The sequence below is a fragment of the Stenotrophomonas sp. 22DLJC03 genome (genome assembly GCF_056861405.1).
The window spans coordinates 1151966-1171401 of sequence record NZ_JBSPUG010000001.1 but is presented as its reverse complement, the minus strand read 5'-3'; the positions used below and the strand labels follow the sequence as shown (position 1 = coordinate 1171401).

The following is a 19436-nucleotide window of genomic DNA, read 5'->3' as shown; positions in this document are numbered from 1 at the left end:
CAGTCGAGCATGGCTCGACTCTACAGACAACGTCAGTCGAGCAAGGCTCGACTCTACAGAGTGGAATGAACATGAATCTTCCCAACGACCACATCGTCAAGAGCTACGACGAAGAGCAGCAGCGCCTGGTGGCCGAAATCGTGCGCATGGGCGAGATGGCCGTCGCCCAGCTGGAAGCGGCGATGGACGTGATCGAGAAGCGCGACGAGAACGCTGCCCATCGCATCATCGCCAACGACGAAGCGATCGATGCCTTGGAGCAGCAGATCAGCCACGACGTGATGCGCCTGGCGCTGCGTGGCCCGATGGCGCGCGACCTGCGCGAGATCCTCGCCGGCCTGCGCATTCCGGCCGACATCGAGCGCATCGGTGACTACGCTGCCAACGTCGCCAAGCGCTCGATCGCGCTGGGCAAGGTGCCGCCGCTGCCGCAGATCCAGGGCCTGCGTGCGCTGGGCCGCCTGGCCGCGCAGCAGGTCCGCCGTGCCATTGCCGCCTACCGCGACAATGACGCCGACGCCGCGCTGGAACTGCGCGAGGACGACGCCCGCCTGGACGCGCAGTACACCGCGCTGTTCCGCGAGCTGCTGACCTACATGATGGAAGACCCGCGCAACATCACCCCGTGCACCCATCTGCTGTTCATGGCCAAGAACCTGGAGCGCGTGGGCGACCATGCCACCAACATCGCCGAGAACGTGTGGTTCCTGGTGCATGGCGAGCAGCCGCTGCCGCCGCGTGAAAAGCGCGACGAGACGTCCAGCACCGGCCAGATCTGATACTGCACTGCAACACCGGAGTTGACTCCAAGGTGGCCGCTGTCCTGCTGACAGCGGCCTTTTTGTTTTGGGCGTTCCGGCGGTTCATCCCCGCATGGCGTGGCCTACCGGGCCGCTGGTCTCCCCTTCTGTAACAAACCTCACGAAAATTTGAGTTCTTGGCGAGGATTCGTTGAGTAGGATCGCTGCACCATCGCTTCCACCGGCATCCCTGCCGGCTACCCGGGCATCCGCCCACACCACCCAGGAGCACCACCGATGAGCAGTTCCAACAAGACCCTGTCCCTGCTGACTGCTACCGCCTTGGCCGCTGGCCTGGGCATGACCGCCAGCGCCTCGGCGCTGAGCATGAGTGACCTGGCCCAGGGCTATCTGGTCGCTGGCCAGGCCGCCAAGGCCACCACCGATGCCAAGGCAGCGGACACCAAGATGGCCGCTGATGCGACCAAGCACGCCGAAGGCAAATGTGGTGCCGACGGCAAGAGCGCTGAAGGCAAGTGCGGCGCCGACAAGGGCAAGGCCGCTACCGGCGCTGCCGCGGGTGCCAAGACCAAGGCCGGCGACAAGAAGTCGGCCGAAGGCAAGTGCGGCGAAGGCAAGTGCGGTGCCAAGCACTGACGTCCGCGCCAGCGTCGTCCACCCGCGGTCGCCGCTTCGTGCGGCGGCCGCCGGGTTGGGCCTGCGCCGGGCGCTGCTGCAGGATCTGCGCGATGCGCCGGCCGGTGACTTCGACTTCCTCGAATGTGCGCCGGAGAACTGGATCCATGTCGGCGGCCCGGCCGGCGATGCACTGGCCGAATTGGCACAGCGCCATCCACTGAGCTGCCATGGCCTGTCATTGTCACTGGGCGGCAGCGCGCCGCTGGATACGCAGCTGCTGGAGCAGGTCGGCCAGTTCCTCGACACGCACCGCGTGCCGCTGTACAGCGAACACCTGAGCTATTGCAGCGACGACGGCCACCTCTACGACCTGCTGCCGATTCCCTTCACCGACGAAGCCGTGCGCCATACCGCGGCACGCATCGCGCGCGTGCAGGACATTCTCGGCCGCCGCATCGCGGTGGAGAACGTCTCCTACTACCTGGCACCGGAACCGGCGATGGACGAACTTGCCTTCACCAACGCGGTACTTGCCGAAGCCGACTGCGACCTGCTGCTGGACGTCAACAACGTCTACGTCAACGCCTGCAACCACGGCTATGACGCCGACACCTTCATCGCCGGACTGCCCGCGCAGCGCATCGTCTGCCTGCACGTGGCGGGGCACCTGGACGAAGCCCCGGACCTGAAGATCGATACCCATGGCAGTGCTGTGATCGACCCGGTCTGGGATTTGCTGGCGCGTACCTATGCACGCATCGGCGCGCGCCCGACCCTGCTCGAACGCGATTTCAACTTCCCGCCCTATGCAGAACTGCAGGCTGAGCTGCAGACCATCCGCCGCCTGCAGGCCACGCACGCCGAGAAAGCGCATGGCTGATGCTCCCGACAGTCTGCGCGCACAACAGCACGCGTTCACCGCGCACCTGCGTGATCCGCAGGCGGTGGCCGCACCGGCCGGGCTGGAACCCCGGCGGGTGGCGGTATACCAGCGGCTGCTGTCCAACAACCTGCTCGGCCTGTTGAGCAACGGCTTCCCGGTCTGCGTGCGCCTGCTCGGAGAACCGGCCTGGAGTGCGCTGGTCCGCCAGTACTTCGCCACCCATCGCTGCCAGACGCCGCTGTTCACCGAACTAGCCGCCGAATTCGTGCAGTGGCTGCAGGCGCAGCCACAACTGCCGCACCCGGCGTTGGCCGAACTTGCTCATTACGAGTGGGTGGAGACCGCGCTGTACCAGCTGCAGGCCGAGCCGCTGCCGGCACCCGGCAACTTCGATCCGCTGAAGGTACCGCTGCAGCGCTCACCACTGGCCTGGCCACTGCTGTACCAGTGGCCGGTGCATCGACTCGGTGCAGAGGATGCGCCAACGCAGCCGCCGGCCGAACCGACCGGCCTGCTGGTGCGCCGCGAAGCTGACGGTGAAGTTCGGTTCGCCGCACTCAGTCCACTGGCGGTGTACCTGCTGTCCAGCATCGGCGAACAACCTGGCCTCGATGGACATGCCTATCTGCAGCAACTGGCAAGCGCGCATGGTCTGGCCGAAGACGTACTGGCCGGACCCGGAGCCGCATTGCTGCAGCAGTTCCTGCAGGCCGGCGTGATCGGCCCGCTCACAGCTCCTCCCTGACGCCCCTCCCACGGAGCCCCTGATGAACCTTCCGACCCTGGCCGCCGCGCGCGGCCAGCTGGACCGTCTCGCCCCCTGGCTGGCCCCGCTCGGCCTGCGCCTGCTGCTGGCTTGGGAATACTTCGAATCCGGCCGCGAGAAACTGCACGGCCAGAACTGGTTCGCCGACCTGCAGGACGCCTTCCCGTTCCCGTTCGACCAGCTGCCGGCCGCGCTGAACTGGCAGCTGGCGACCTGGTTCGAACTGATCGGCGCGGCCTGCCTGCTGTTCGGGTTCGGCACCCGTTTCGCTGCCGCCAGCCTGCTGGTGCTGACCGTGGTGGCCACCTATGCGGTGCACTGGCCGATGGAATGGAACTCGCTGGCCGACCTCGCCATGGGCTATGCGATCAGCGACCAGGGCTTCGGCAACTTCAAGCTGCCGGTGCTGTTCATGGCCATGCTGCTGCCGCTGATCTTCACCGGTGCCGGCAGGCTGAGCGTGGATGCGTGGTTGGCGCGGTGGTCTCCCTCGGCCACGACGGCGCGGCCCGCAGTCCGGTAATCGCCAACCCTGGTCGGCGCACCGTGCGCCAACCAAGGTTGGCACCTACCGGGATCCCGAGCGTGTGGTGCACCGGTAGGTGTCGACCTGGGTCGACACACCCCCACCCAGGCATCCCGTGCACCACGGGCCAGCCGGGCGCTCAGGGTCGCTCTGCTAGAATTCACGCATGACTGACCCCACCCCCGCACCTGCCGCCGCTCCCGATTCCGCAGTCCCCCAGGCGCAGCGCGCGATGTCACAACGCTTCCGCGGCTTCCTGCCGGTGGTGGTGGACGTGGAAACCGGCGGCTTCGACAGCCAGCGCAACGCGCTGCTGGAAATCGCCGCCGTGCCGATCGAGATGGACGAGAACGGCCTGCTCTACCCGGGCCAGACCGCCAGTGCCCACGTGGTGCCGGCCGAGGGCCTGGAGATCGATCCGAAGTCGCTGGAAGTGACCGGCATCATCCTCGACCACCCGTTCCGGCTGGCGAAGGAAGAGAAGGCGGCACTGGACCACATCTTCACCCCGGTACGCGCGGCCATGAAGAAATACGGTTGCCAGCGCGCGATCCTGGTCGGCCACAACGCGCATTTCGACCTCGGCTTCGTCAATGCCGCCGTGGCGCGCACCGGCCACAAGCGCAATCCGTTCCATCCGTTCAGCGTGTTCGATACGGTGACGCTGGCCGGTATTGCCTACGGGCAGACGGTGCTGGCACGTGCGGCCAATGCCGCCGGATTGGGCTGGGATGCGAACGAGGCGCACAGCGCGGTGTACGACACCGAGCAGACGGCGCGGCTGTTCTGCACGATCGCCAACGCCTGGCCGCGGTGAAGCAGCCAACGGCGGAGCCCCTCGTGGCGAATCGGCATTGCGGGTGAGGCCGGGCAGGATGGATTCGCGGGGGACGCCGTAAACCCATCCTTGGGGGCTTAGCCGCGCCATCCATGGCGCGGATACCCCCGCGAACCCACCCTGCCCGGCCTTTGACAGTTTCCCGGGCGCCACGGGAAGATCAGAAAAGCGGGAGCAACAGCGGGTCGCTGCGCTCGATGGGTGCCGACTGTTGGTACGGCAATGCCAGTAGATCCACGCCATGCGTGGATGCTTTGCATTGGATCAACCGATGCTCGTGCGATCCCGGCCGTCACTCTTCGCACGGTACAACGCGCGGTCGGCGCGCTGGTACAGCAGCGCCGGGGTGCGGTCGTCGGCATCCAGCTCCACCAGGCCTGCGCTGAAGGTCACGCGCAGGCCGTCCACGCCAGCCCAGTCGGAATGGTCGTGGAACAGGCCGCGCAGGCGTGCGCACAGCTGTGCGGCTTCTTCCAGGCGGGTGTCGTTGAGCAGCAGCGCGAATTCTTCGCCGCCGGTTCGCGCCGGCAGGTCCGAGTCACGGCAGGCGGCGGCGATCACCGTTGCCACCTGCACCAGCACCGCATCGCCGATGCTGTGGCTGTGGCGGTCGTTGACGTCCTTGAAGTGGTCGATGTCGAGCACCACCAGGCACAGCGGATGGCCACTGCGCTGCGAGCGGGCGAAATCGCGCGCCAGGGTTTCATCAAAGGCACGACGGTTGGCCAAGCCGGTCAGCGCGTCTTCGCGCGCCTGGCGCTCGAAGGCCTCGGCCTGCCGCGCCAACCGTTCGGCCAATTCGGTCTTTTCCTGGTTCAGCGCCTGCAGGTGCACGGTCTTGGCCTGCAGGTCGAAAGTGGCCTCGTCCACACGCCGCGCCAGGCGCAGGTTGCTGGCCTTCAGCTGCTGCAGCAGCAACCGGTACAACGCCACCAGCGCGGCCAGCAGCAGCAGGCCTCCCAGTGCCTGCACGCTGCGTCGCTGCCACCAGAACGGCTCCACGGTGAAGCTCCACACTGCTTCCTGCTGCGCCCAGCTGCCGCCTGGATGCGCCGCCGCCACATGCAGGGTGTAATCACCCGGCGGCAGGCCAACGAATTCGACACTGCGCTGCGGGCCGCGCTCGACCCAGCCGGCATCCAGTCCGTCCAGCCGGGTGCGGTAGCGGATGCGATCGGACATGAGGTAGCTCAGGCCGACATAGCTCACCGCCAGCCGGCGCCCGCCGGGGATGTAGTTGCGCTCGGGGCCTTCCCAGTGCACCGGCGCGCCATCCACCTGCACGCTTTCGATCGCTGCCGGTGGCGAGGGGCGTTCGCGGAAACGCTGCAGGCGCTGCGGATCCACCGTACTCAGGCCACCAGCGGTGACCACCCAGAACGTGCCGTCCTGGCGCAGGATCGCCGATGGGCTGGAGCTGCCGTTGGCCTGCGCGTTGGCCATGCCATCGATCTCGTTGTAGCGCTCCACCACCACCCGCGGCGCGCGCCCGTCGGCAACCGCATTGAGCGTGGCCATGTCGGTGCGCAGCACGCCGCGGTTGCTGCTGATCCAGACGTTGCCCAGGCGGTCCGGCACCAGCTGGAACACCGCGTCCACCGGCATGCCCTGCTCCAGCCCGACCCGCGCCAGCGTTCCGTGCTGCCAGCGGTACAGGCCGCGGTCGCTGCTGATCCACATCGCATCGCCCAGCTGGTGGAAACCGAACACGCTGCGGCCACCGCCCAACGGTGCAAGGTCGATCGACTGCACGCGATCGCCGCGCAGCACGCGGATGCCTTCGATGGTGCCGATCCACAGATTGCCCTGGTGGTCATGCTCGAGCGCGGTGATCAGGCCAGCTGGCATGCCCGGCACGCTTGATACCTGCACACGGTCGCCGTCGATGCGTACCACCCCCTTCTGCGTGCCGGCCCAGACCACGCCCTGCAGGTCGACGCTGATAGCACGGATGTTGCCGCCAGGCATGCCGTCGGACGCTGCGTAGGTGTGGCGCAGGCGGCCGTCGCGGCCCAGCCGGTAAACGCCATCGCCGAAGGTGCCGACCCACAGATCGCCATCCGGGCCCTGCGCCAGACTCAGGACAGACGGCGCCTTGCCACCGCGGTTGTGCAGCGGCACCGCGCGAAAGCGACCGTCCGCCGCCTGCAGGTCCAGGCCGCTGGCACTGCCCACCCACAGCTGGCGGTCGCGATCCTCGAACACAGTGCGCACGTAGTCGCCACTGAGCCCGTCGCGCTCGGTGTAGCTGCTGAACAGCGTTTCGCGCAGGCGGTACAAGCCGCCGTTGGCACCCACCCAGATGCTGCCCTCGGCATCCTCGCGCAGGCTGACCACGCGTCCGCCCGGCAGGTTCAGGCCAGCCGGCAACCGCTCCAGGCCATGTGAGGAGATGCGCAGCAGCCCCTGGTTCTCGGTGCCCAGCCACAGGTCGCCATGGCGGTCCTGCAGCATCGAGGTCAGATGCAACTGGCCCGGCAGGCGATGCACCAGCACCAGTTGATCGTCCTCCACGCGGTACAGGCGCTCGCCGGCGACGATCCACAACGCGCCATCCGGCGCCCGGTACGGCCATGACAGGCCACTGCCGGCGCCCAGTCCCCAGGCCGCCGGCGCACGCTTGAGCACGCCATCGTTGTCGCGCAGCACCAGCCCGTCGAGTGTGCCGATCCAGACCCGGTCCTGTGCGTCGACCACCAGCTTGGTAAAGCTCATCGCCAACGGCAGGTCAGCCGCCGGCGCCTGATAGACAATGCCCTTGTCCGCGGCCAGGTAGCCGATGCCCTTGCCCTCGTACAACAGCCACAGCCGCCCCTGGCTGTCCATCTGCATGGACTGGATCAGCACCTGGGGGGTATCAGCCTGATGCTCCCAGACCCGCCACTGGCCGTCGCTGCCGCGATGGCTGACGTTGCCGCGTGAATCACTGATCCACAATCCGCCCTGGCGGTCGACCAGCAGCGCGCCGATGCCGTTGTCGCGCAGTCCCGGTCGGGTACTGCGGTCGAACACGGTGAAATCCAGGCCGTTGTAACGCACCAGGCCTTCCCAGGTGGCAAACCACAGGTGGCCTTCAGGGGTCTGCGCGATGTCCCGGAGCGAGTTGTGTGGCAAGCCGTTGCGCGAGGTCCATACATCGATGGCGTAGTCGCGCAGCGGCGGTGCGCCCTCCTGCGCCACCGCCGGCAGGGACAGCATCAGCAGCAGACACAGCAGGCCCTGCCGCAATGCCCGACCGAATTCCGTGCCACAGCGCTCCACCCAGCGCCCGTTGTCCCCCTGTCCGCCCATCAGCGCAGCGGCGGTGGCCAGGTGCGGCTGCCAGGCCTGGCAGCGTGCGGGAACGGCCGGGCAACGCGGTACGGCATGCCGGCGGGTACGGGCTGGCTCATTGAAGAGGAACTGGGGAAGTACGCAGATGATAGGCGAAACCCCGCCCCCGGCGTCACCGCTCGGGGACGGCGATAGTCAGCCGCCGCGCCCCGGTGGCGTCACCTGCGCGCTGGCCGGCCACTGCACCACCGCTTCCAGCCCACCTTCGGCACGGTTGCGCAGCCACAGGCGAGCACCATCCTTTTCGGCCAGGGCGCGGGCGATGGTCAGGCCCAGCCCGGCACCGCCAGTCTCGCGCGAACGCGAGGTCTCCACCCGAACGAAGGGGTCGAATACCGCCTCCAGCTGATCTTCGGCCAGGCCGGGGCCATCATCGGCCACCACCACGGTGATGGCGCCACCACTGCGCTCGACCCGTACCCGCACCCGGTAGGCATACATCACCGCGTTGTCTACCAGGTTGGAGAACAAGCGGTGCATGGCCAGCGGACGCAGCATCAGCACCGCCCCGCTGCCGCCTTCGAAGACCACATCGCCACCGCCCTCGGCCGTGTCTTCGACGATGCTTTCCAGCAGCGAGTCCAGATCGAGCGCGGCGCGCTGCTCGGCACTTTCCGCACTGCGGGCCAGCTCCAGGCCTTCGCGCACCAGCGCCTGCATCGCCGCCAGGTCACCAATCAGGCGTTCGCGCAGGGTCTCGTCACTGACGTTCTCCAGGCGCAGGCGCAGCCGGGTCAGAGGCGTCTGCAGGTCATGGGTGATCGCCGCCAGCATCTGCGTGCGTTCGGCCAGGTGCCGCTGCAGGCGGTGCTGCATGGCATTGAAGGCCTCGGCAGCGCGCTGCACTTCACGCGGACCGCGCAGGGGCAGCGGATCGCGCTGCAGGTCGTCGCCAAGATCTTCGGCCGCCGCCGCCAGTTCCTGCAGCGGTGCGCTGGCCATGCGCGCGACGATGTACGCCAGTACGGCAATCGCCAGCACCAGCAGGGTCAGGAACCACGGGTCGACGGCGAGAATGCCGTTGTGCGCCACCGCCGGCGAATCCAGCGCCAGCTTCAGCAGCGTGCCGTCGTTGAGGGTCACGTCCACCGCGCGGCACTTGGGCGGGATGAACGCCGGATCACGCTCGCGCGGACGCTTGCGGTGCCCGGGCGGTGGTGGCGGCAACAGGTCCTGCAGCTTGGGAATGCAGGAGCGGAACGAGGCGAAGTGCACGTGTGCACGCGACACCGGGCCCGGCCGGTCATCCAGCACTTCCATCAACGCGGTATCGGCCCGCCCCAGGCGTGCACCCGGTTGCAGCGCACGCACGCTCGGCCCGCCAATCTCGAGCAGGCGCTCGCGCAGTTCGGGGTTGCCATCGAGCAGGTTGACGTAGCCCTGCAGGCGGTCGGCGATGCGGTTCAGGTTCTGCCGCTCGAATTCCTGCTGGCGCTTGGAGGTGGCCAGCATGGTCGCGCCGATCGCGGCCACGCTCATGCCCAGCAGCAGGATCACGAACAAGCGCCCGACCATCGAGGACATGAAGTGGCGCAGGCGCTTCATCGCGGCTTATTCCAGGTTGACGGCCGAGGCCAGCACGTAGCCTTCGTTGCGCACGGTCTTGATCAGCCCGTCCGGGCCGCCGTCATCACCGAGCTTGTTGCGCAGGCGGCTGACCTGCAGGTCGATCGCACGGTCCTGCGCCTCGTAGTTGCGGCCACTGCTGAGCGCGACCAGCTGCTCGCGCGACAGCACCTTGTTGGCATGCGCGATGAACACCCGCAGCAGGCGGAATTCGGCGCCGGACAGCACCACCACGCGGTCATCCGGGTCCACCAGGTGACGATGTTCCAGATCGAACACCCAGCGCGAGAAGCGCGCGCGGCGCACCGCCAGCGGCTCAAGGTTGGCCGGCAGCGCCTCGGTCCGGCGCAGCACGTTGCGGATCCGCGCCAGCAGCTCGCGTGGTTCGAACGGCTTGGCCAGGTAGTCGTCGGCGCCCATTTCCAGGCCCAGCACGCGATCGATCGGCTCGGCGCGTGCGGTCAGCATGATCACCGGCGTGTTCGAACGCGCGCGCAGGTCGCGGCACAGGGTCAGGCCATCTTCGCGGGGCAGGTTGAGGTCGAGCACGATCAGGTCCACATGCTCACGGTCCAGCAGCTGCCGCATGGCGGTGCCATCGGCCGCGGTGCTCACCTGGTAGCCGGCACGGCCGAGCTGCTCGGCCAGCAGGGTGCGGATGTCGTTGTCGTCGTCGACGATCAGCAGTCGATGCATCGGGTTTTCAGTCTCCATGTCGCGATCATCCCGTGTCGGCAGCTGAACCGCATCCGGGGCAATGCGTACCAGTGTATCCAGCCATGGGCGGGATACCTGTGGTTACGCGTATTCACCGACAGTGTTACATAGAGACATACCCTGAGGATTGAGCCGTCCATCGCCCGGTCTTCACAATGCCCCCCAACGCCGCCACCGCGGCCCCGAGAGTGAAGCCACGACGTGACGTTCCGCCTGTTGCCAGCGACCCGCCGGGGTCGCCTGATACTGATCGCCCTGCTCGCCCTGATCGTCGCCGTGGCCGCCTGGTGGCTGCTGCGCAAGCCCGCCGCCCCGGCGGTCGCCGCCACCCCGGTCAGCCGTGGTGACATCGAGCAGACGGTGGAGGCCACCGGCGTGATCGACGCCTACAAGCTGGTCAGCGTCGGTGCGCAGGCGTCGGGCCAGATCAAATCGCTGAAGGTGCAGCTGGGCGATACCGTGAAGGAAGGCGACCTGATCGCCGAGATCGACGCCACCACCCAGCAGAACCAGGTGCTCAATGCGCAGGCCTCGCTGGACCAGGTCACCGCCCAGCGCGCCGTGCAGCAGGCCACCCTGCGCCAGGCCGAACTGGAATTCACGCGCCAGCAGCAGATGCTGGCCGCCGAGGCCACCTCGCGCCAGGAATACGATGCCGCCGAAGCACAGCTGAAGACCGCACGTGCCCAGCTGCAGTCCTACGAGGCACAGATCAAGGGCCGCGAGACCGAGCTGGGCACCGCCCGCGCCAACCTGGCCTACACCCGCATCACTGCGCCGATGGATGGCACCGTGGTGGCGGTGGTGGCCGAGGAAGGCCGCACCGTGAACGCCAACCAGACCGCACCGACCATCGTCATGCTGGCGCGGCTGGACGTGGTCACCGTCAATGCCGAAATTTCTGAAGCCGACGTGGTCAAGATCAAGGCCGGCATGCCGGTGTACTTCACCACGCTGGGCGATCCGGACCGCAAGTACCACGCCACGCTGCGCCAGATCAATCCGGCGCCGGCCTCGATCGCCAACGAGAGTTCGTCCAGTTCCAGCAGCTCGTCCAGCTCCAGTTCCAGCAGCGCGGTCTACTACAACGCACTGTTCGACGTGGAGAATCCGGATGGCACCCTGCGCATCGACATGACTGCGCAGGTCTCGGTGCTGCTGAGGCAGGCCAAGGGCGTACTGATGGTGCCGGCGGTTGCACTGGGGCCGAAGCGTCGTGGCGACGAGCGCATGGTGCGGGTGCTGGATGGCAACGGCCAGCCGCAGCCGCGCAAGGTCACCGTCGGCATCAACAACGGCGCCTCGGCCGAGATCCTGTCCGGATTGAAGGAAGGCGAGCGCGTGGTGGTCGGCGAAGCCGGTGCGGCCGGTGCCAGCGCCAGTGGCGGCAACCGCGGCGGCATGCAGATGCGGGTCGGCGGCCCGGGCATGGGGCGCCGATGAGCACGATGGCGCCGCTGCTGCGCCTGCGCGACCTGCGACGCGAATTCCCGGCCGGCGACGATGTGATCGCCGTGCTGCGCGACGTCAATCTCGACATCCACGCCGGTGAGATGGTGGCCATTGTCGGCCAATCCGGCTCGGGCAAGTCGACGCTGATGAACATCCTCGGCTGCCTCGACCGCCCCACTCGTGGCAGCTACCAGGTGGCCGGCCGCGAAACCGGGAAGATGGAACCGGACGAGCTGGCCGAACTGCGCCGCGAGCATTTTGGCTTCATCTTCCAGCGCTATCACCTGCTGGGCGACCTCGATGCGCGTGGCAACGTGGAGGTGCCGGCGGTGTATGCCGGCAGCCCCGGCCCGGTGCGCAACGCGCGTGCCGAGCAGCTGCTGCAGCGGTTGGGCCTGAGTGACCGCATGCATCACAAGCCGGGCCAGCTGTCCGGTGGCCAGCAGCAGCGCGTGTCGATCGCGCGCGCCCTGATGAACGGCGGCGAGGTGATCCTGGCCGACGAACCGACCGGTGCGCTCGACACGAAATCGGGCGAGGAAGTGATGGCGATCCTCGGCGAGCTGCACGCCGAAGGCCACACCATCATCATCGTCACCCATGACATGAGCGTGGCCGAGCACGCGCAGCGCATCATCGAGATCCGCGACGGCGAGATCATTGCCGACCGCGCCAACCCGAACGCGCCGACCTACCGCGCGCAGCGCGAGGCCAGCACCGGCGTCGCCCGCGGCAACAGCTGGCGCGCCGCCCGCGACCGCTTCACCGAAGCGTTCCGCATGGCGCTGCTGGCGATGAACGCACACCGCCTGCGCACCTTCCTGACCATGCTCGGCATCATCATCGGCATCGCCTCGGTGGTCTCGGTGGTGGCGCTGGGCAACGGTTCGCAGCAGCAGATCCTGCAGAACATCAGTGCGTTGGGTACCAATACCATCGACGTCTACCCCGGCCGCGGGTTCGGCGACATGCGCTCGGCCCGCGTACAGACGCTCAAGGCCAGTGATGCCGATGCGCTGGCCCGGCAGAGCTACGTCGACAGCTCCACGCCCAGCGTATCGACCTCGGTCACCGCGCGTTACCGCAACCAGTCCTCCACCGCGCAGGTCAGCGGCGTTGGCGAGCAGTTCTTCCGGGTCAAGGGTGTGACCCTGCTCAGTGGCAGCTTCTTCGACAGTGACGCGGTGAAGGGCCTCGGCCAGGTCGCAGTGATCGACGAGAACACCCAGACCCAGTTCTTCCCCGATACCGACCCGATCGGCCAGGTGATCCTGCTCGGCAACGTGCCGGCGCGCGTGGTCGGCGTGGCCAAGCGCCAGAGCTTCGGGTTCGGCGGCAGCACCAGCCTGAGCGTGTGGCTGCCCTACACCACGGTGATGTCGCGCATGCTCGGCCAGAGCCACGTGTCCAGCATCACCGTGCGCGTGGACGACGCCACGCCGATGGATGCGGCGCAGGAGGCGATCACCCGCCTGTTGACGATGCGCCATGGCACCGAGGACTTCTTCCTCAGCAACAGCGCCGAGATCCGCCAGACCATCGAGCAGACCACGCGCACGATGACGCTGCTGATCGGCGCCATCGCTGCCATCGCGCTGCTGGTGGGCGGCATCGGCGTGATGAACATCATGCTGGTGTCGGTGACCGAACGTACCCGCGAGATCGGGGTACGCATGGCCGTCGGTGCACGGCAGAGTGATATCCGCCAGCAGTTCCTGATCGAAGCGGTGCTGGTGTGCCTGCTCGGTGGCCTGCTCGGTATCGGCCTGGCCCTGCTGCTGGGCTCGATGATCGGCCGTTTCGCCAGCGACTTCCAGGTGCTGTTCTCCACCGCCTCGATCGTGGCCGCGTTCGCCTGCTCGACCCTGATCGGCGTGGCGTTCGGCTTCCTGCCCGCGCGCAATGCCGCGCAGCTCGACCCGGTGGAGGCCCTGGCCCGCGAATGAAGATGATGACCCGACTTCCCTTCCCTGCTCCCTCGCGCCTGCTGCTGGTGGGCGCCGTACTGCTCGCCCTGTCCGGCTGCGCATCGATGGGCCGCTATCCGGTGGCAGACCCCAGCGTGGCGGCTGCCTATGGGCGTGGCGATGCCAGCCTCAACGCACCGGCCGATGAGCCACGCAGCAGCCTGGATACCCCCGGTCGCGACATCCGCCAGGACACCTGGTGGACCGGCTTCGGCGATGAGCGCCTGGACCGCCTGGTGGCACAGGCGCTGGCCGCCAACAGCGACCTGGCCGCTGCCGGTCTGGCCGTCCAGCGTTCGCGCCTGCAGGCCGGCCTGGCCAGCAACGCGCTGTGGCCGCAGCCCTCGTCCTCGGGCGTAAGCGGCAGCGCCAGCCGCGCCACCGACCAGACCGACGACTGGCGCCGCAGCTATTCCACCGGCGTGTCGCTGGGCTGGGAGGTCGACCTGTGGGGCCGCCTGCGCACCCAGCGCGACATTGCCCGCTGGGAAGCCGAGGCCAGTGAGGAAGACCGCCAGAACACCGCGCTGCTGGTAATCGGCGACAGCATCACCCAGTACTGGACGCTGGCCTATCTCAACCAGTCGATCGCCACCGGCCAGGCCAACCTGGAGCGGCTGGAGCGTACCCGGGAACTGGTGCAGGCACGCTTCGACGCCGGTGCGGTGTCGCGCCTGGAAGTGCGCCAGGCGCTGCAGAACCTGCAGTCGCAGCGGGCCTCGCAGAGCGCACTGGAACAGCAGCGTGTGGAAGTGCGCAATGCGCTGACGGTCCTGCTGGACGGCACGCCGTGGCCGCAGCAGGACGAACCGCAGGACCTGCTCGGCGCTCGCAGCCCAAGCATTGCCGAGGGCCTGCCGACCGACCTGCTTGGCCGCCGTCCCGACCTGCGCGCGGCCGAACTGCGGCTGCGCAACAGCCTGAAGACCATCAAGGTCACCGCCACCCAGTACTACCCGGCGCTGAGCCTCACTGGCAGCCTTGGCTCCAGTGCGACCTCGCTGGGTGACGTGCTGCGCAACCCGGTGGCCACCCTGGGCGCCGGCCTGTCGCTGCCGTTCCTCAACCTGCAGCGCGCACAGCTGGATACCGATATCGCCGGCGCCACGTACCAGATTGCTGCAACCAATTTCCGCAAGACGCTGTACACCGCGCTCTCTGAAGTGGACAACGCACTCTCGGCACGCGAGCAGCTGGTCCGCCAGGTCGCGGCCTCGCAGGCCTCGTACGACGAAGCGGTGGAAGTTGAACGCGCGCAGGAAGTGCGCTACCGCGTGGGCGCCACCGACCTGCGCACCTGGCTGGAAGCACAGCAGACCCGGCGCGACGCCGAGCTGTCGCTGGCGCGTGTGCGCCAGGGCCAGCTGAACAACGACGTGACGTTGTTCAAGGCACTGGGCGGCAGCGCGGGGTAAGGCGGCGGGAGCGCCAACCAAGGTTGGCGACTACCGGTAGGTGCCGACCTTGGTCGACACGGCCGATCCACGCCATGCGTGAATCGGATCGCCGGTAGCGCCGGGCCATGCCCGGCGAAGCAATCCGCCGGGCATGGCCCGGCGCTACCGGAAAGCCGATCAACCGCGCTGGCGCACGGCCTCGAACAGGCTGACGCCGGCGGCGACGGAGACGTTCAGGCTCTCGATCTCACCCGGCATCGGGATCTTGACCAGGCCATCGCAGTTCTCGCGGGTCAGGCGGCGCAGGCCGTCGGCTTCGCCGCCCAACACCAGCGCGATGTTGCCCTTCAGGTCCAGCTGGTACAACGAGGCGGTGGCTTCACCGGCCAGGCCGTAGATCCACACACCCTGCTTCTGCAGGTCCTTCAGGCAGCGCGACAGGTTGGTCACCGCCACCACCGGAATGAGGTCGGCGGCACCGGCCGAGGTCTTGCGCACCGTGGCATTCACCGAGGCCGACTTGTCCTTGGGAATGATCACCGCGGTGGCGCCGGCCGCGGCAGCCGAACGCAGGCACGCGCCGAGATTGTGCGGGTCCTGCACCTCGTCCAGCACCAGCAGCAGGGCCTTGCCTTCGGCGGCCGTGACCAAGCCTTCCAGCTCGTTCTCACTGTAGGTGCGGGCCGCGGCATAGCGTGCGGCCACGCCCTGGTGGCGTACCGAACCGCCCACGCCGTCCAGCGCCTGGCTGTTGACCTTGCGCACGTCGATGCCCTTGCGGCGGGCGTTTTCCTCGATCTCGGTCAGCCGCGGGTTCTTTGCACCGGCCTCGACCAGCACTTCGCGGACGTTCTCGGCGTCGTTCTCGATGGAGGAGGCGACGGCGTTGACGCCGACGATCCACTGGCTGTTCTTGCTCATGCGGGGGCCGAACCGGATAGGGGGTGGCTATGGTAGAGCATCGGCGCCGACCGCGCTGCGCGCTCGCCGGGCACGGCCCGGCGCTACCCGCCGCTCAGCCTTCGGCGGAGCGGCTGCGTGGCGGCCAGTGCGGGGTGTCGTGGTCGGGGTGCTGGTGGGACACGATCGTGGCCAGGAATTCCAAGGCCGCGATGTCCTCCTCCGTGCGCCGCGCCGGCAGGCTGGACAGGCTGTCGACGAACCCCAGCTTGCGCTCCACCCCGTACTGGATCGTCGGCGGCAGGCGTTCGGGTTGGTCAAAGGCACCAGCGGCCACGGCCACGCCGTCGGGGGCTTCATAGGTCAACGGGGTACCGCAGTCGGCGCAGAAGCCACGCCGCACCACGTTGGACGACTGGAAATAGCGCGGCTGCCCGCGGGTCCAGCTGAACTGCACGCCGCGCACCGAGACCAGCGGCGCGTAGTAGGCACCAAACGCCTTCTGGCACATCCGGCAATGGCAGATCGAACTGTCGGTCAGTTCACCGCGCGCCTGGAAGCGGATCGCGCCACACTGGCAGCCGCCGCTGTATTCGGGTTGGCCCTGCATGGTGGGTTCCTCCGTAACGTCGTGCCCACCAAGGTTGGCACCTACCAGGTGAGGTAGGTGCCGACCGTTGGTCGGCACACCTTTCAATACTTCTTTTTCGTGCGCTTGGTCGGCTTGCCACGCTCGGGCAGCGGCGGCAGGCCGTCACCTTCTTCCTCGCCCTTGTGCTCGACCAGGCGGAAGTCGATCTTGCGTTCCTCCATGCTGGCCTTCAGCACCAGAATGCGTACCTGGTCACCCAACCGGTAGCTGCTGCCACGGCGCTCACCGGTCAGCGTCTTGCGGGTCGCATCGAACTTGTAATAGTCCTGCGGCAACTGGGTCACGTGGACCAGGCCCTGCACCTTCGAATCGGCCAGCTCAACGAACAGACCGAAGCTGGTCACGCCACTGATCACGCCATCGAACTGGCCACCCACGTGCTTTTCCATCCACGCCGCGCGGTAGCGTTCGTCGACTTCGCGTTCGGCCTCGTCGGCACGACGCTCGCGCTCGGAACACTGCAGCGCCAACGCCGCCATCTCGCGCGCGTTGTAGGTGAACTTGTCCAGCGGCTTGCCGGACAACGCGTGCTTGATCGCGCGATGCACCAGCAGGTCGGGATAGCGGCGGATCGGCGAGGTGAAGTGCGCGTACGCCTCCAGTGCCAGGCCGAAATGACCGTTGTTGTCCGGGCTGTACACGGCCAGGCTCTGGCTGCGCAGCAGCACCGACTCCAGCAGCGTTGCATCGGGGCGATCGCGGATCTTCTTCAGCAACTTGGTGTAATCGCCCGGGCGCACCTTCGACCACGGCGGCAGGCTCAGCTTGAATTCCTTCAGGAACTCCAGCAGGTCGGCGTACTTGGTCTCCGGCGGCTTCTCATGCACACGGTACGGGGCCGGCACATGGCGCGACAGCAGGTACTTCGCTGCCTCCACGTTGGCCGCGATCATGCATTCCTCGATCAGCTTGTGTGCGTCGTTGCGCACCAGCATCCCGGCCTGGGTCACTTCGCCACGGTTGTCCAGAACGAAGCGTACTTCGCTGCTCTCGAACTCGATGGCGCCGCGCTTGGCGCGCGCCTTGGCCAGCACCTTGTACAGTTGGTGCAGGCGCTGCACCTGCGGCAGCAGGTCGCCGATGAACGCCTTCGCGCCAGCATCGTCCTCGCCCACCGCCTGCCAGACCTGGGTGTAGGTCAGGCGTGCGTGCGAATTCATCACCGCTTCGTAGAAGCGCGAGTGGGAAACCACGCCATCACGGTCGATCTGCATGTCGCAGACGAAGCACATGCGATCGACCTTGGGCATCAGCGAGCAGATGCCGTTGGACAGGGTCTCCGGCAGCATCGGCACCACGAAGCCCGGGAAGTACACCGAGGTCGCACGCTTCTGTGCCTCCTCGTCCAGCGGCGTGCCGGGACGCACGTAGTTGGAGACATCGGCAATGGCCACCACCAGGCGGAAGCCATCGGCGTTCGGCTCGCAGTACACCGCGTCGTCAAAATCCTTGGCGTCCTCACCATCGATGGTGACCAGCGGCGTGCTGCGCAGGTCGACGCGGTCGCCGATCATCGCCGGTTCCACCACCAGCGGCACCGACGCGGCTTCGTCCAGCACCTCCTGCGGGAACTCGAACGGCAGTTCGTGGCCGTGGATGGCGGTCTCCACCACCAGCGAGGCGGTCAGCTTGTCGCCGAGCACCGCGATGATGCGACCGATCGGCGGGCGCCGGCTGTCCGGAGCCTGGGTCAGTTCGCAGACCACCAGCTGGCCGTCGCGCGCGCCACCGGTCTGGTCCGGCGGTACCTGCACGTTGCGCTGGATGCGCTTGTCATCGGGCACCACGTAATTGATGCCCATCTCGATGCTGAAGCGACCGATCAGGCGGGTCATGCCACGTTCCAGCACGCGGGCGATGCTGCCCTCGCGACGGCCACGGTGGTCGATGCCGGTGACGCGGGCGAGCACCTTGTCGCCGTGCATCACCTTGCGCATTTCATACGGCGGCAGGAACAGGTCGTCGCCGCCCTCGACCGGGCGCAGGAAGCCGAACCCTTCCGGGTTGGCGATCACCACACCAGTGACGAGGTTGAGGGTCTGGATCGGCGCGAAGCCGCCGCGGCGGTTCTGCACCAGCTGGCCGTCACGGACCATGGCGCCGAGGCGGCGCGACAGCGCCTCGGCACGGTCAGGCGCGCCCAGGCCCAGGCGTGCACCCAGCTCCTCGGCAGTCTGCGGTCCTTCGCAACGCTCGAGCAGGGCCAGGATGGCTTCGCGACTAGCGATGGGTTGTTCGTATTTCTCTGCTTCGCGGGCGGCATAGGGATCGTCGATCACTTTGCCGGTCGGCGGCAGCTTGCGGCCCGGGGCCGGGCCCGGCGCCTCAGTGCTGCGGATCCTGCGGCCACGTGGCGGAGCGCCACCGTCGGCCAGTTCCGGGAGCCAGCCCGGCAGCGGCTTGCCCGGCTTGGTGGTGCGGGCTGCGCCCGCCTTGGCGCCCTTCTTCGGGGCCTGGCTGCGGGACGTGGTCCCGCCCTTGCTTGGTTTTTTGGTAGTCATCGCCCTACATGGTAGCCGTTGATGGCGTGCAGAACGGGTCAGCGCGCCTTTTGAAGAACCTGCATGAGAAATTTGAGGGAAGTCGTTGACAGGCTGCCAATTCATCTTCACAATTGCGCCTCTGGAACGCCCAGGTGGCGGAATTGGTAGACGCACTAGTTTCAGGTACTAGCGGGTAAAACCGTGGAGGTTCGAGTCCTCTCCTGGGCACCAACGAAAAAACTCCTCGCTTCGGCGGGGATTTTTTTTGCCTGGAATCCGGCTCTGACCCCGGCACCGGGGCGGATCCCTTCCTGCGAAGAAAAGGCTCTGGCCCCATCGCCAGAATCCATCGCGGGATTCATCCAGAAGTGTTGACATCCCCGTAACAACACCCCATAATTTTCCTCCTCGACGCCCAGATGGCGGAATTGGTAGACGCACTAGCTTCAGGTGCTAGCGGGGGCAACTTCGTGGAGGTTCGAGTCCTCTTCTGGGCACCATGTCGAGAAAGAAAACAACCCGCGCAAGCGGGTTTTTTCTTGTCTGTGATCCGGGGCGCGTAGAGTCAAGCTTGCTC

General features: G+C 67.4%; 15 protein-coding genes and 2 tRNA genes. 11 read left to right on the top strand and 6 right to left on the bottom strand.

The genetic code is table 11. The features are described 5' to 3' along the window. Positions 1–65 precede the first annotated feature (65 nt). The 6 genes from phoU (at position 66) to rnt (ending at position 4371) form a co-directional block, all read left to right on the top strand. A complete protein-coding gene (gene phoU, locus AC13GA_RS05380) occupies positions 66–779 on the top strand; it encodes a phosphate signaling complex protein PhoU (protein ID WP_136638638.1) in 714 nt (237 codons plus the stop codon). 258 nt (positions 780–1037) lie between these two features. Next, the gene (locus tag AC13GA_RS05375) at positions 1038–1397 is read left to right on the top strand and encodes an HvfA family oxazolone/thioamide-modified RiPP metallophore (protein ID WP_136638639.1); all 360 of its coding nucleotides are present in this window, start codon (positions 1038–1040) and stop codon (positions 1395–1397) included. Beyond that, positions 1384–2259 (top strand): HvfB family MNIO-type RiPP peptide maturase, encoded by an 876-nt coding sequence (locus AC13GA_RS05370; protein WP_447781051.1) that lies wholly within the window; start codon positions 1384–1386, stop codon positions 2257–2259. Before AC13GA_RS05375 ends, AC13GA_RS05370 begins: the two co-directional genes overlap by 14 nt. After that, the gene (locus tag AC13GA_RS05365) at positions 2252–3007 is read left to right on the top strand and encodes an HvfC family RiPP maturation protein (protein WP_136638641.1); all 756 of its coding nucleotides are present in this window, start codon (positions 2252–2254) and stop codon (positions 3005–3007) included. The genes AC13GA_RS05370 and AC13GA_RS05365 overlap by 8 nt, the downstream gene beginning before the upstream one ends. A 22-nt stretch (positions 3008–3029) precedes the next feature. Beyond that, positions 3030–3551, top strand: a complete 522-nt coding sequence (locus tag AC13GA_RS05360) for an HvfX family Cu-binding RiPP maturation protein (RefSeq protein WP_295378366.1) — start codon at positions 3030–3032, stop codon at positions 3549–3551. Positions 3552–3720: 169 nt separating this feature from the next. Continuing rightward, a complete protein-coding gene (gene rnt / locus AC13GA_RS05355) occupies positions 3721–4371 on the top strand; it encodes a ribonuclease T (RefSeq protein WP_004151343.1) in 651 nt (216 codons plus the stop codon). Positions 4372–4656: 285 nt separating this feature from the next. Here the strand turns inward: rnt and AC13GA_RS05350 are convergent, their stop codons facing one another. The 3 genes from AC13GA_RS05350 to AC13GA_RS05340 form a co-directional block, all read right to left on the bottom strand. Then, on the bottom strand, positions 4657–7683 hold the full coding sequence (locus tag AC13GA_RS05350; protein WP_482997660.1) for a two-component regulator propeller domain-containing protein: 3027 nt from the start codon (positions 7681–7683) through the stop codon (positions 4657–4659). 177 nt (positions 7684–7860) lie between these two features. Beyond that, a complete protein-coding gene (locus tag AC13GA_RS05345) occupies positions 7861–9270 on the bottom strand; it encodes an ATP-binding protein (protein ID WP_046983109.1) in 1410 nt (469 codons plus the stop codon). 6 nt (positions 9271–9276) lie between these two features. Next, a complete protein-coding gene (locus AC13GA_RS05340) occupies positions 9277–10005 on the bottom strand; it encodes a response regulator (RefSeq protein WP_004151313.1) in 729 nt (242 codons plus the stop codon). 204 nt (positions 10006–10209) lie between these two features. Here AC13GA_RS05340 and AC13GA_RS05335 point away from each other — a divergent pair, with 204 nt between their 5' ends. The 3 genes from AC13GA_RS05335 to AC13GA_RS05325 are packed head-to-tail and all read left to right on the top strand — an operon-like array spanning position 10210 to position 14842. Continuing rightward, positions 10210–11451: an efflux RND transporter periplasmic adaptor subunit gene (locus tag AC13GA_RS05335; protein ID WP_482997659.1), complete on the top strand. Its 1242-nt coding sequence runs from the start codon at positions 10210–10212 to the stop codon at positions 11449–11451. After that, positions 11448–13406 (top strand): MacB family efflux pump subunit, encoded by a 1959-nt coding sequence (locus AC13GA_RS05330; RefSeq protein ID WP_337301992.1) that lies wholly within the window; start codon positions 11448–11450, stop codon positions 13404–13406. Before AC13GA_RS05335 ends, AC13GA_RS05330 begins: the two co-directional genes overlap by 4 nt. Further along, a complete protein-coding gene (locus AC13GA_RS05325; protein WP_482997658.1) occupies positions 13403–14842 on the top strand; it encodes a TolC family protein in 1440 nt (479 codons plus the stop codon). The genes AC13GA_RS05330 and AC13GA_RS05325 overlap by 4 nt, the downstream gene beginning before the upstream one ends. 159 nt (positions 14843–15001) lie before the next feature. On the opposite strand, the gene rlmB is transcribed toward AC13GA_RS05325, so the two are convergent. From rlmB to rnr, 3 genes are all read right to left on the bottom strand, one after another. Beyond that, the gene (gene rlmB / locus AC13GA_RS05320; RefSeq protein ID WP_012510538.1) at positions 15002–15745 is read right to left on the bottom strand and encodes a 23S rRNA (guanosine(2251)-2'-O)-methyltransferase RlmB; all 744 of its coding nucleotides are present in this window, start codon (positions 15743–15745) and stop codon (positions 15002–15004) included. Between the two features lie 94 nt (positions 15746–15839). Then, the gene (locus tag AC13GA_RS05315) at positions 15840–16334 is read right to left on the bottom strand and encodes a GFA family protein (protein WP_046983113.1); all 495 of its coding nucleotides are present in this window, start codon (positions 16332–16334) and stop codon (positions 15840–15842) included. 83 nt (positions 16335–16417) lie between these two features. Further along, on the bottom strand, positions 16418–18877 hold the full coding sequence (gene rnr / locus AC13GA_RS05310) for a ribonuclease R (protein WP_046983114.1): 2460 nt from the start codon (positions 18875–18877) through the stop codon (positions 16418–16420). Between the two features lie 128 nt (positions 18878–19005). Here rnr and AC13GA_RS05305 point away from each other — a divergent pair. Beyond that, positions 19006–19090: transfer RNA gene (locus tag AC13GA_RS05305), tRNA-Leu, on the top strand. A 182-nt stretch (positions 19091–19272) separates the two neighbouring features. Further along, positions 19273–19359, top strand: a tRNA-Leu gene (locus tag AC13GA_RS05300). Positions 19360–19436 lie beyond the last annotated feature (77 nt).

What these genes read in the sequence shown, in the direction of transcription:
- AC13GA_RS05365 (WP_136638641.1), top strand. Translation starts at nt 2,252, where the DNA reads ATGGCTGATGCTCCCGACAGTCTGCGCGCACAACAGCACGCGTTCACC.
- AC13GA_RS05330 (WP_337301992.1), top strand. Translation starts at nt 11,448, where the DNA reads ATGAGCACGATGGCGCCGCTGCTGCGCCTGCGCGACCTGCGACGCGAA.
- AC13GA_RS05375 (WP_136638639.1), top strand. Translation starts at nt 1,038, where the DNA reads ATGAGCAGTTCCAACAAGACCCTGTCCCTGCTGACTGCTACCGCCTTG.
- AC13GA_RS05325 (WP_482997658.1), top strand. Translation starts at nt 13,403, where the DNA reads ATGAAGATGATGACCCGACTTCCCTTCCCTGCTCCCTCGCGCCTGCTG.
- rlmB (WP_012510538.1), bottom strand. Translation starts at nt 15,745, where the DNA reads ATGAGCAAGAACAGCCAGTGGATCGTCGGCGTCAACGCCGTCGCCTCC.
- AC13GA_RS05340 (WP_004151313.1), bottom strand. Translation starts at nt 10,005, where the DNA reads ATGGAGACTGAAAACCCGATGCATCGACTGCTGATCGTCGACGACGAC.
- AC13GA_RS05350 (WP_482997660.1), bottom strand. Translation starts at nt 7,683, where the DNA reads ATGGGCGGACAGGGGGACAACGGGCGCTGGGTGGAGCGCTGTGGCACG.
- rnt (WP_004151343.1), top strand. Translation starts at nt 3,721, where the DNA reads ATGACTGACCCCACCCCCGCACCTGCCGCCGCTCCCGATTCCGCAGTC.
- rnr (WP_046983114.1), bottom strand. Translation starts at nt 18,877, where the DNA reads ATGACTACCAAAAAACCAAGCAAGGGCGGGACCACGTCCCGCAGCCAG.
- phoU (WP_136638638.1), top strand. Translation starts at nt 66, where the DNA reads ATGAACATGAATCTTCCCAACGACCACATCGTCAAGAGCTACGACGAA.
- AC13GA_RS05315 (WP_046983113.1), bottom strand. Translation starts at nt 16,334, where the DNA reads ATGCAGGGCCAACCCGAATACAGCGGCGGCTGCCAGTGTGGCGCGATC.
- AC13GA_RS05345 (WP_046983109.1), bottom strand. Translation starts at nt 9,270, where the DNA reads ATGAAGCGCCTGCGCCACTTCATGTCCTCGATGGTCGGGCGCTTGTTC.
- AC13GA_RS05360 (WP_295378366.1), top strand. Translation starts at nt 3,030, where the DNA reads ATGAACCTTCCGACCCTGGCCGCCGCGCGCGGCCAGCTGGACCGTCTC.